Below are 12,843 nucleotides of genomic sequence, written 5' to 3' on the forward strand. Positions count from 1 at the left end.
ATTAAAACTCTAATGTACCTTCAATTGAAAAATTAGCTTTAGAATCAAGTTCTGCATGACTTAATACAGCAATTTCTAAGCCAAATTTTTCATAAATTTCAGAAATTCTTTTTCTCAACACTGGATCTACAACCATAGCAACTTTATTATAACCTTTTGCTTCTACAGTTTTAACTAACTCTTTTGTATGAGTAACTAAGTCATTAATCTCACCAATTGATAACAATAACTGTGACGCTCCACCTTTATCTTGAAGCTTACCAATAAAGCCTTGCTCAAGTTCTGGTTTAATAGTAATAATATGTAAAATATTATCAGTATCTAAATATCTATTAGTAATAAGTCTATACAACTTACTTCTAACATGTTCTAATAATACATCAGGAACTTTAGTATACTCTGCGATATCAGCTACTGCTTCAATTATTGTTAACATATCTACTATTGGTATACCTTCATGAAGAAGATCTTTTGCAACTTTTAAAAGAGTCCCATGAGAAGTTAATTTCATAGCTTCATCTACAACTATTGGGAAATCTTTTTTTAATCCATCAACAATATCAACAATATCTTGTCTAGTAAGAATATCTTCAGCATGTCTTTTTATTATCTCAGAAATATGAGTAGAGATAATAGTTGGAGCATCAACAACTGTGAACCCTTTTAATAATGCATCATCTTTTAAATCAGGATTTATCCATGTGGCATCAAGCCCAAAAACAGGTTCTTTTACTCTTTTACCATCTAATTGAGCCTTAGAAGTTCCTCCCATAGCAAGAAGTCTATCAACTTCTACACTTGCAACAGCAAGAGGTATTCTTTTTAAGAATAAAGAGTATTGATTTGAATTCAAAGTTGCATCATCTGAAATCTTTATTTGAGGAATAATAAATCCTAAATCAGCAGCTACAGTTTTTCTTATACCTCTAATTTTATCTAATAATTCAGAATTACCCTGAACAAGTTGTAAAAGTCTCATTCCAAGTTTTAATTCTAAAACTTCCATTTTCATAATATTATCAATAGTTTCTTTATCGCTTTCTGGCTTAGAAGCTTTATCTTTTTGATCTTTTATTTTTTCTAAAATATCTTGTTTTTCTGTTTCTTGTTTTTTAGCAAAGAATTTAGTTATACTATTTTCTTTACCTGAATCAACCATATAAATTATATATCCAGTTCCACCCAATAATAAGCCCATAACTATTAGTATACCAGTTGGGAAACCTGGAATAAATGAAAATAAAATTAAAGTAATTCCAAGTAAAATTAATACTTTAGAATCTTTTACAAGTTGATTAATTGCTTGATCTGCAAAATTATCTTTATCAAGATTAGACCTTGTTATAATAATACCCGTTGCTGTTGATAAAATCAAAGCAGGAATTTGAGCAACTAATCCATCTCCAATAGTTAAAATAGTGAAAATTCTAGCACTTTCTGAAATACTCAAATCATGTTGAAATACCCCAATTAAAAGCCCACCAATAATATTTACTATTGTGATAATTATCCCAGCAGTTGCATCACCTTGAACAAATTTTGAAGATCCATCCATTGCCCCATAAAAATTTGCTTCTGCAATTAGTTCATGTCGTCTATCTGTTGCTTCTTTATCATCAATAAATCCTGCATTTAAATCAGCATCAATTGCCATTTGTTTACCAGGCATAGAATCAAGTGTAAATCTTGCTGTTACTTCAGCAACTCTTGTAGACCCTTTTGTAACAACCATAAAGTTAATAAGTACTAAGATAATAAATACAACAATCCCAATTACCATATTTCCACCAACAACAAAGTTACCAAAGGCAGAAATAATAGAACTTACAGCATCTGGACCATTATGCCCATCTGTTAAAATTGATCTTGTCGTTGCAATATTTAAAGATAATCTAAATAGTGCAAATATTAAAATAAGTGTTGGAAAAGTTGTTAAATCAGTAGGTTTTTGTATATACAAACCAATAAGTAAAATTAATAAAGAAATAGACAAAGATAAAATCAAAAAGAAATCTAATATAAGTTTCGGTAACGGAACAATTATAATAGACAATATTGCAATAAAAAATATTACTGCAAATAAATCTTTTGAAAATATCTTTCTTATGTTCATATATTAAAAATTTTATTAACTTAAATAGTTAACTAAAGATAATTTGCTTGCCTTGCTAATGCTAGAATAAAGTGATGTATAAATTAACTGTAACTGTTGTGACTCAATTGCTACTTTAGTCAAATCTGCATCATTATTTTGGATTGCTAAAACATCAAAATGAGTAACCTTAGTACTTATTCTTTCTTCTGCCGCTTCAAATGTCGCATTTCTTGCACCTAATTCTCCATGTGCAGTATTTGCAGCATTCCATGCCTTATTTATATCATCTAAAGCCTTAGACATAGCATCACCATCATTACTTTTTAAAGCTGCTATTGCATCATCAATAGCATCAAAAGTATTATGTTTTGCAGTAAAAGTTTTTTCACTACCATCTTCATTTTTAGGAAGTTCAGCTATTTCATGTACCTTATCAGGTGATTCCCCTATTGTCGTTACTTCAATAAAGTTTTTAGTTGATTTACCATCTTCATCATACTCTACAAGAACAGTCTGTGCTGCATTTAATTTCCACTCTCTACCATTCTCATCAATTATTCTTTCACCCTCTTTAAAACTTAAAGGTTGTCCAGAAACTCCAGCTGTTGTAGTATATGACATAATGTCTAATCCTGTAACTCCTCTATCTCTATAAGAGTCTACTTCAACAGCACTTTTTCTTAAAGTTGTGTTACCATTATATGAAACTTTTCCATTTTCATCTTGTGTAAAAGCTTGTTCATTAGTCTCCGAACCAGAGAATATATATTCATCTTGAACTCTTTCATTAACCATAGTATATAAGTTCTCTTTTGCCCCTTCGATTTGTGTTGCAATAGATTTTCTCGAAATGTCATCATTTGTATCATTTCGACCTTTGATAATCTCTTTTTTAATGGTATCTAATAAATCTTTTATTGATGCAAGAGTTGAATCTGATACATCATTTTGTGCTGTAGTATTGTTAATTTGAGTTTTCAATCCACCATAAACATTAAGTTTATCTTCTAAAAACAATTGTTGAGAATAAACAACCGAATCATCACTCCCATCATCAATTTTCTTTTTTGTACTTTGTTGATAATTAACTCTTAATTGTTGTTGATTCAGTATATCTAATCTGTAAAGGGTTGATCTGTCTGTATTAATCATTTAATCACCTCCATAAATTGGTTAAAAATCTGGTTAAAGTCATGTTTTTCAACTGTTCCTTGAAAAAGAAAGCTTTTTATCTTCTCTCTTTTTGCTAACGCATCATCCAATTCTTTATCCATACCTTGCTTGTAAGCACCAACACGAATTAATATTTCGTTCTCTTTTATTAGTGATAATACTCTTTTTAACTTTAAAAATCCATTATAATGTTCAGGGCTAACTACTTTATCCATTACTCTTGATGCAGATTTAAGTAAATCTATAGGAGGATATTGACCTTGTTCTGTTAATTCTCTTGTTAAAACTATATGTCCATCAAGAATTGATCTACTTTGATCTGCGATTGGGTCATTCATATCATCACCATCAACTAATACAGTAAAAAATGCGGTTATAGAACCTAATTGTGTATTTCCAGCTCTCTCCATCAATTGGGGCAAAAGAGCAAAAACAGAAGGTGGATATCCCCTACTCACAGGTGGTTCTCCAATACTAAGTCCTATTTCTCGTTGGGCCATTGCAAACCTTGTAACTGAGTCCATCATAAGTAAAACATCATGCCCTTTATCCCTAAAAAATTCAGCAATTGCCATAGCTGTAAAAGCACCATATTTTCTCATTAAAGCAGATTCATCAGAAGTTGCAGCAATAATTATTGTATTTTCTAAATTATTATTTAAATTATAGTGAATAAACTCAGGTATTTCCCTTCCCCTTTCACCTATTAGTGCCACAACTTTTATTTGTGCTTCACATCCTTTTACAATCATCCCCATCAAAGTAGATTTACCAACACCACTTCCAGCAAATATACCTACTTTTTGACCTTTCCCAGATGTTAACATTGAATCTATTGCTTTAACTCCTGTTGAAAACCTTTCATCAATAATTCCCCTTTCTAAAGCAGGAATTGATAATTTATTTATTGCAGAATTTTGTTCTAAATCCTTTACTTTACCTTTTTTATCAATAGGTTCACCTAAGGCATTTACAACTCTTCCTAATAATCCATATCCACTTTTTACGGTTAGTCCATCTTTTTGTAAAAAAACCTTATCATTAATTCTAAAACCCTCAATAAAAGAAAAAGGTACTATTTTAAACCCATCACTTTCGACAGAAGCAGTCATTCCCAAAACAGTATATAAGTGTTGCTCAGACTCTATTTTTACAATATCTCCAACAGCAACTTCTATTCCTACTGCTTTTATTGTAGTGGAACTTATGTGAGTAATTCTTCCAAAAGGAATTATTAAATTATTTTTATCAATATTATCTATAAACTTATCTAAATCTGTCATTCTACATCTTATCGCACATAGCTTTATATAAAGAATCTTTCGTATTTTTAATATCTTTACACTTTGTTATAAATTCATTTTTCAAATCACTTAAACCTATACTATCATATAACCTAATTAATTCATAATCAACTCTTGCTTGATCATTTGCTTGCATATTTCTTGTATTTTTAATAGCATCTGTTAAATATTCTATTGCTTTTGAAATATTGTTTTTCTTTTTTTCTATCATTGCTAATTCAATATCAACAAAAGGAGAATAAACATATGCTTTAAACTCTTTTTGTTTAGAATAAAGTTCATTTAAAATTTTTTCTGCTTCATCTTCTTTATCTTTTCCAATTAAATATAAATAATATTGGTAATAAAAATCTATAATAAGTGGATTATTCTCATTTTTTGTTATAAATTCAGGAAATCTACTTGCATAATAGAAAAATTTTTCCATTGCAATTGAGTCTTTTTTGGCACTATAAACTAAAAATCTATATAAAAATTCTTTCTCTAAAACATCTTTATTATTTACCATTTCAACTTTCGAAGAAAAATCCATAGCATCGTCTATTAAGTCCAAAGAGTAAGCCATTCTTTCTAAATACAAATATAATGTTGCATCACGACTTGTATTAAAAGTCTCTTTTAAAAGATCATATGCTCTTTCATAAGGAACCTCAATTAAACATTCAAAAAAATTATATTTTACATCTTTATCTTTAATTAGAAGTTCTAATGTCTCTTTTCGAGAAGTTTTAAGGGCTTTATTCATTAAAAAACACTGATCATTTTTTAAATATTGTTTTATTAAATCAACATTAACTTCATCAAAAATTTCACCAACATTTTTATATGCAAATCTTTTTGTAATTGTATCTGCAATTTTACCATAAACTCTTTTTGATTTTAAAATAAACTCATATTTTTTTTCCTTTTTAAAATTCAATAACTCTTGAAGCAATGCTTTTTGTTTCATAGCCTCTGAATTTGGATATTTTGAGACAATCAACTGGGGCGTAATATTCCCTTCTCTCATTAATATCTCATCAATATACATTTTTGCATCATTAGCATATAAACCATTTGGATAATCAGTTAAAATATCTTTATATAATTCTTTTGCTTTATATAAATAATAGTTTGTTCCATCATACATTTCCATATAAACATTTGCTAATTTGAACTTAAATTCTTCTATAAATTCTTCTTGTTTTGCCCGATTTAAAAGCTCTTTTAATATTTCAACCGCAAATTCTGGCATATTAGCATCAACTAATTTATCAACTTTTCTTAACGCAACATATGAGTCTTCTGAATAATAATCAATATTTTTACTCAAAACTTTTGATATAAGTTCATAAGCTTTTTCTTTTTGATCATCTAAGATATAAATGTCAAACAACTCATCCGCAACAATAGTCGCAACCAAAACATCAGTTGTATTTACTAAAATATTATATAAAGTTTTAATCGCTTTTGAGTAGGATTTTGTATGTTTATAGACCTTAGCTAAATAAATTTGTCCATAGGCATTTGTAATTTTATCTGAGAAGTTATTTATAATAATCTCAGCAAAATATTTTGCTTCTTTTACTCTATTTGTTTCTAATTTAAAATCAACCATCAACATATATGCTTTTGACAAATCATCCTCATTTATTTGACTTGTATTTATAGCTAATTCTAACTCATTAGAAGCCTCAGAGATAATTCTCTTACTAGCTTTTTTAAGAGCAATTTCTGAATAAGTAAGTAGAATATCTGAATTTAAGATCTCAATTTTATTTGTTGCTTTAAAACTTTCAATTTCAGCAAAAGCTTCATCGACTTTTCCATTTTTAGCTAATTTTTTTATTTGTTTCAGTAATTCAAATCCATCTTTAATATCATTTTTTCTTTTCTCTGAGATTTGTGTTCCTGAGGGGTCTATAAAACTATAATAAAAATCTACTTTTGCACTTGAAATAGTAAATAGTAAAAACAGTATTATTAAAAATTTCAAAACTTACCTTTTATTTTTATTTAATTCATACACATAAGAAAATACCTCGGCCATGGCTTGATAAAATTCTCCAGGTATTTCTTGATCAATTTGGATTTGATCATACAACGCCCTTGCCAAAGCAGGATTTTCAATAATTGGGATTTTATTTTCTTTTGCAACATCTCTAATTTTCAAGGCCAAAAAATCAATCCCTTTTGCTACAATTTTAGGTGCAGAGTTTACAGTGCTATCATATTGTAAAGCTACAGAATAATGTGTAGGGTTTGTAATAACAACATCTGCATCTTTTGCACTTGCTCTCATTCTTTCGTAATGCAATTTATATTGAATCCCTTTTATTTTAGCTTTAACCTTAGGATCCCCTTCCATATTTTTATGCTCATCTGAAACCTCTTGTTTACTCATTTTGAGAGATTTAAAATAGTAATGCCTAGTAAAAAAATAATCTATTATAGCAAATAATATTACTATAAATAATATAGCTCCAACAAAATATAATAAAAGTGTAAACATTGCATCTAAAGAAGAAGTAATGTCCTTATCCATCATTGCTAAAAAGGCTTTATAAGTAAGCCCAAACAAGATAGTCATAACAAAAACAATTAAAGTTAATTTAGCTAATAATTTTGTAGCTTCTAATAATTTTTTTAGAGAAAATAGACCTTTTAATCCACTCACAGGATTTAATTTCTCAAACTTTAGTTTTATTGGATTGATTAAAAATCCAAATTGAACTATATTTAAAATAATAGCCAATAAAATCACCACTAAAAAAAATGGAGCTAAAGAATAAAATATTGTAGTAATAATAGTATTTGTAATATTATAATAATCAGAAGAAGTTAATTCTTGCCCAATCTGATTAAAAATATAAATCATAAGTTTTTTTATAGAGTCATAAGTGTATGTACTCCAAAAAAGCATATATACAGTTCCAAAAAGAAGAATAGCAGCACCTACAACTTCACCTGATTTAGGAACATTTCCTTCACCTCTTGCTTTTTCTAATTTCTTGGCGGTGGGTTCTTCTGTCTTATCTAGTTCTTCAGCCATAATAAACCCTCCCTATTGAAATTTTGTAATAAAATAATTGGTAAAAGCTTCAGTGAAAACTTCCATACCCATCATAATAAATATCATAATTAAAGCAAATTTTAACTGAAAAGTAATAACAAAAGGTGAAAATGCTGGCATAGATTTTGTACCATAGGCATAATAAATATCAATTACAAAACCTATAAAAAATAAAGGAAAGGCAAAAGCAAAAGTAAAAGCAAACATTCTATTAATCTCATCAATAAGTAATTTTATTCCATCATATGAATAAATATCAAATGCACCTAAGTGAACTATTGTAAAACTTTTTGCTAAAATTGAAAAAGTCATTTCATACATTCCAGATTCAAAAAATACTGCAAGACTAATGTAGAACATTAACCTTGCTAGAATACCTTCATTTGTACCAGAAGCGGGATCAAAAAAACTAGCCATTGAAAGAGCAGTTGCATAACCAACAAACTCACCAATCATTTTTACAGCATTAAATATAATATTTACAAGCATAGATGCAATTAATCCTAAAGTTGCTTCTGAAAGTATGGCAATTAAAAATCCACTTGAAGTAACTTGAGACTCAATCTCAAGCATAGGAAACAAAAAAAGTGTTACATAAAAAGATAAAGCTGCTCTCATTCTAACATTTACAACTTTATGTCCAAATATTGGCATAAAAGCCATAAAAGCTAAAATTCTAGCAAAAAGTAATAAAAAATTTATTACCGTACTTTCATTAAGTAAAGATAATAATGCTTCCATTACATGTATTTACTATCTTTTACTTCAGTCTCTTCTATTTTGTTATTTACACTTATAGTTTCACTTGAAAATTCTTTATTTTGATTCATATTTGGATTTTCAGAAGGAGTATTATCACCTTCATAACTACCAAAATCTAAATCAAAAGATGTAGCACCACCAGCAAAACTTTTAAACAAACTATCTTTTAGCATTGATTGATTTTCAACTAAGTTTTCTTTAGTTGAATTATTACTTGACTTCATACTAATTGATAAGGAATTATTTTTAGCATCACCTCTAATAAGAATAGCAATATTTCCTAAAGCAGAAGGATTTAAATTTACCCTAAATGCAGTTACAGGTGGATTATAGTTTTCATACATTACTCTAGCTAAATCTGACATCATAGTAGACATGTGTTGTCTTGCACCTATAATTCTATTTTGTATTGTTTGAGCAGCAGCTGAACTAACAGTTAAATTAACTAACTTCGAATCAAATAATTTATCATCAAGTTTTTTATTTTGTATTAAAAAACTTCCTTTTTCATCTTTAAATTTCTCTTCAGAAGAGTCTTTTGAATCTTTTGAGTCACTTGTTCCATTTTTAATCATTGATAATCGTTCAAAAGTTGATGATAATTTAGTTTCATTTTGTGGTTCTATACTTTTTTCTATTTTTACTTCAACTTTTTCCAAACCTAAATTCAATACTTTTGCACTTTGTTCAACTTCTTTTGTAGTGGTTGCATTTTTTGCGATTTCTACACCTTCATGTTTTGTTTCAAGTTTTTTTACATCTACAGATTTTTTCTGCGTACTCATATAAATATTAGTTAATAAATCATTTTTTGACTTAGACAATTCACTTGAATTACTCGCTGTAGGTTTTATCAATTGTTGCGTTGGAATAGTCTCTTTTTTTGAATCATTCTCCTTCAAGAGTTTGTCAATTAAAGATTCTTTTTTTATATCTTTATCTTCAGAAGATAATATTTTTTCACTAGTTAAGATATTTTTTTCATTTTTAGGTTCGCTATTTAACTTAGATAAATCATTTGAAACTTTTTCGTTTTTGACTTCTTTATTTATATTTTTTAAACTATCACTTTCTAAAGTTGGTTTAAATTTTTCTTCAATATTCGTTACTACTTGTTTATCAATTTTTTCACTTGATAATGATTTATTTATATTTAGACCTTTTTGATCTTTAGCATCTGTATTAACATTAACAATTTTTTCATTAACAAACTCTTTTTCAACTTTTTTATTTGACAAATTATTTAAATCACTTTGAATATTTTTTGTAATATTCTCTGTTTTGTTTTCACTCTTCAAATCTATTTTTACATCAATATTAGTTGAAGCATTCTTTACTTCATTTTTTAGAGTATCTACTTTTTCTTTCTTTTGAGAAATAGAGTCTTTTTTTACTTCTACATTATTTGTACTTATTTCTTGTGTTAAATTATTCATTAAAGAAGTTGTTTTTGCATCAGTTTTTGTTGTATCTACTTTTGTTTCAGTTTTAGCTTCACTTTTTGTAGCATCAGTTTTTTCTGTTTTCTCTGTATTTGTATCTTTTTTTACATTTGATTTTGTTTCTTGGATTAATCTATCCATCAAAGAAGTTGTTTTTGCATCAGTTTTTGTTGTATCTACTTTTGTCTCAGTTTTAGCTTCACTTTTTGTAGCATCAGTTTTTTCTATTTTGTCTGTATTTGTATCTTTTTTTACTTCTTTTACATTTGATTTTGTTTCTTGGATTAATCTATCCATCAAAGAAGTTGTTTTTGCATCAGTTTTTGTTGTATCTACTTTTGTCTCAGTTTTAGCTTCACTTTTTGTAGCATCAGTTTTTTCTATTTTGTCTGTATTTGTATCTTTTTTTACATTTGATTTTGTTTCTTGGATTAATCTATCCATCAAAGAAGTTGTTTTTGCATCAGTTTTTGTTGTATCTACTTTTGTCTCAGTTTTAGTTTCACTTTTTGTAGCATCAGTTTTTTCTATTTTGTCTGTATTTGTATCTTTTTTTACATTTGATTTTGTTTCTTGGATTAATCTATCCATCAAAGAAGTTGTTTTTGCATCAGTTTTTGTTGTATCTACTTTTGTTTCAGTTTTAGTTTCACTTTTTGTAGCATCAGTTTTTTCTATTTTGTCTGTATTTGTATCTTTTTTTATTTCTTTTACATTTGATTTTGTTTCTTGGATTAATCTATCCATCAAAGAAGTTGTTTTTGCATCAGTTTTTGTTGTATCTACTTTTGTTTCAGTTTTAGCTTCACTTTTTGTAGTATCAGTTTTTTCTATTTTGTCTGTATTTGTATCTTTTTTTATTTCTTTTATATTTGGTTTTGTCTCATTTTCAGCATTTTCAATATCATTTTTTGCTTTTGATAAGAATTTGTCAAATATAGATTCACCCTCTTTTTTTTGAGAATTATTTTGTGCAATTTTGGAAGTATTTGTGATTTCTGTTGATTTCGGAGTAGTGAAAAGTTCTAATTCATTGCTCATTCTTTATCCTTATAAGGAGTTATTATCTTAATAATTCTAATGTTTTCGTATCAATTGTTTTAGTAGTTGTAAAAGCGGAAACATTGGCTTCATAAGATCTCATAGCCTCTATTAAATCAACCATTTCTATAACAGGATTAATATTTGGATATGCAACATAACCATCTGCATTTGCATCTGGATGATCTGGTTCAAACTTCATAATAGGTTTATCTTTTGCTTCAACTATTTGTTTTATACCTACTCCACTTAAGTTTTTACTTGGAAGAGCAGACTGTTTATCTTGACTATCATTAGCTTTTAATTTTTCATTTTCACTTAATAACATCTCTTGAAAAACAACATTTTGTTTTTTATAAGGACCACCATCTGTAGAATGTGTAGTCTTAGCATTGGCAATATTCGCACTTACAACATTTATTCTTGTTCTTTGTGCACTCATTCCAGAGCTTGCTATATTATATCCATCAAAAAAACCCATTATAACTCCAATCCTAAACTTGCATTGCCATTACTTGTTTAAATCCTGCCATTGCTTTATTTTTAACTTCTAGTGCAAGTTTTAATGTCAATTCTGCTTCTTCTATTTTAGAAACAGCTTCTTGCAAGTTTTCTACTTTTCCAGTTGCAATGTTTTCCATTGCTTTGTATCCATCAACTTGAGTATTATTTACTTCGTTAACTGCATTTTTTAGCATTGAAGCAAATGATTCACCTTGATTTTCAGTTTCGTTTGTTTTTTGAACATTATTTTTATTAAAAACATTAGAAATGCCATTAATTCCTGAAATATCCATTTAATACTCCTCTAACTTGTCGTACTAGTATTTTTACTATTTGAGTCAGTTGTTGTTAACTCACTTAATAATTCATCAATTTTTTGCGTATGATATTTAAAATCCAACTCAGCTTTTTTATTATCAAGGTTAAACAATAGTATTAACAATGATAACATTACATTTGACAATGTTTTAAAAAAAATTGTTGCAAAAATAATACCTAACACAATTTCCATGGGTGTAAATAAACTTACATTGAATAAAAAAAATAAAGATATACCAAAGAAACCAGTTGCTACATAAAATCGTAAAATTCCACTTGCAATAACTGTTTTTGAAAATCTTTCTATAATCACTTTTTATCCAAACTCTATTTATTTAATTTTTTTAGCAATGAACTAACAATAAACTCCAATTCCCTTGTAACTAGTTGATCTTCAAACTCATTTACAAATAATTTTCTCAATCTTCCAGTTGTAGAAATATTTTTAGAACTGCTTACATTACCCATATATTCTATCATAAAATTTGGATTTAATCTATTTTTGAGAGCTAGGTTCTGCAATGAATTAGTTATAGATTCCCCTATTTTATAGTTTTTTGTATGATTAAAAGATAACATAAGCGAACTTTTATCTTTGGAAAGCATTTTCATCAAAGCGTATACATCTGTTAAAGCACTAGGATCTGTTGTAGTTAAAGCTAAAATATTACCAGAAATTGATAAAAATTCCTTCACATATTCATTTAATCCAGCTCCTGTATCAATTAATATAATATCAAAAACTTCTATATCAATTACATCTTGTACAATTCGTGCTAACACTAAGCTATTTGAGTGTTTAGAATATTGATAGCCACTTTTACCAGCAATCAATGTGATATTTGGATATTTAGTTTGAATAAATACTTCTTTTAAATTAGCTTTACCATCAATATAATCAAAGAGAGTTAAAGTAGGTTTTACATCAAAAAGAACCTGCATATTTGCCAAGCCAATATCAGCATCAATTACTGCAACTTTTAATCCCCTTTTTGCTAATAAAGAGGCTATATTTGCAGTAAATGTTGACTTTCCAACTCCACCTTTTCCAGAAGTTATTGTTAATAATTTAGTATTAGAAGGATTAATCTTTTGTTTTCTTTTTGTAAGATTAATTAATTTATTTGCTTGTGTAGAAATAGTGTTAATCAA

The 12,843-nt window shown here is 27.8% G+C and carries 11 protein-coding genes; all 11 read right to left on the bottom strand.

Features of this window, described 5'->3' with window-relative positions; translation table 11 throughout:
• Position 1: 1 nt before the first annotated feature.
• The 11 genes from flhA to ACNI3D_RS13055 are packed head-to-tail and all read right to left on the bottom strand — an operon-like array spanning position 2 to position 12,843.
• The gene (gene flhA / locus ACNI3D_RS13005; RefSeq protein WP_129101733.1) at positions 2-2,113 is read right to left on the bottom strand and encodes a flagellar biosynthesis protein FlhA; all 2,112 of its coding nucleotides are present in this window, start codon (positions 2,111-2,113) and stop codon (positions 2-4) included.
• A 15-nt stretch (positions 2,114-2,128) separates the two neighbouring features.
• A complete protein-coding gene (gene flgL, locus ACNI3D_RS13010; protein ID WP_419767312.1) occupies positions 2,129-3,247 on the bottom strand; it encodes a flagellar hook-associated protein FlgL in 1,119 nt (372 codons plus the stop codon).
• Positions 3,244-4,551 (bottom strand): flagellar protein export ATPase FliI, encoded by a 1,308-nt coding sequence (gene fliI / locus ACNI3D_RS13015; protein WP_129101735.1) that lies wholly within the window; start codon positions 4,549-4,551, stop codon positions 3,244-3,246. Before fliI ends, flgL begins: the two co-directional genes overlap by 4 nt.
• A 1-nt stretch (position 4,552) precedes the next feature.
• Positions 4,553-6,547, bottom strand: a complete 1,995-nt coding sequence (locus tag ACNI3D_RS13020) for a tetratricopeptide repeat protein (protein ID WP_419767313.1) — start codon at positions 6,545-6,547, stop codon at positions 4,553-4,555.
• Between the two features lie 3 nt (positions 6,548-6,550).
• Positions 6,551-7,603 (bottom strand): flagellar biosynthesis protein FlhB, encoded by a 1,053-nt coding sequence (gene flhB / locus ACNI3D_RS13025; protein ID WP_129101737.1) that lies wholly within the window; start codon positions 7,601-7,603, stop codon positions 6,551-6,553.
• A gap of 12 nt (positions 7,604-7,615) precedes the next feature.
• On the bottom strand, positions 7,616-8,365 hold the full coding sequence (locus ACNI3D_RS13030) for a flagellar biosynthetic protein FliR (protein ID WP_129101738.1): 750 nt from the start codon (positions 8,363-8,365) through the stop codon (positions 7,616-7,618).
• Positions 8,365-10,869: a hypothetical protein gene (locus tag ACNI3D_RS13035; protein ID WP_419767314.1), complete on the bottom strand. Its 2,505-nt coding sequence runs from the start codon at positions 10,867-10,869 to the stop codon at positions 8,365-8,367. The genes ACNI3D_RS13030 and ACNI3D_RS13035 overlap by 1 nt, the downstream gene beginning before the upstream one ends.
• A gap of 22 nt (positions 10,870-10,891) precedes the next feature.
• A complete protein-coding gene (gene flgC / locus ACNI3D_RS13040; RefSeq protein ID WP_419767315.1) occupies positions 10,892-11,350 on the bottom strand; it encodes a flagellar basal body rod protein FlgC in 459 nt (152 codons plus the stop codon).
• A gap of 13 nt (positions 11,351-11,363) precedes the next feature.
• Positions 11,364-11,666: a flagellar hook-basal body complex protein FliE gene (gene fliE, locus ACNI3D_RS13045; protein WP_129101384.1), complete on the bottom strand. Its 303-nt coding sequence runs from the start codon at positions 11,664-11,666 to the stop codon at positions 11,364-11,366.
• Positions 11,667-11,677: 11 nt separating this feature from the next.
• Complete coding sequence (locus tag ACNI3D_RS13050; RefSeq protein WP_129101385.1) at positions 11,678-12,004, bottom strand: hypothetical protein; 327 nt, start codon at positions 12,002-12,004, stop codon at positions 11,678-11,680.
• A gap of 14 nt (positions 12,005-12,018) precedes the next feature.
• Positions 12,019-12,843 (bottom strand): AAA family ATPase, encoded by an 825-nt coding sequence (locus ACNI3D_RS13055; RefSeq protein ID WP_419767316.1) that lies wholly within the window; start codon positions 12,841-12,843, stop codon positions 12,019-12,021.

Origin of the sequence: Arcobacter siniprincipis (SeqCode), assembly GCF_048571125.1 — a bacterium.
GTDB classification, from domain to species: Bacteria; Campylobacterota; Campylobacteria; order Campylobacterales; family Arcobacteraceae; genus Arcobacter; species Arcobacter siniprincipis.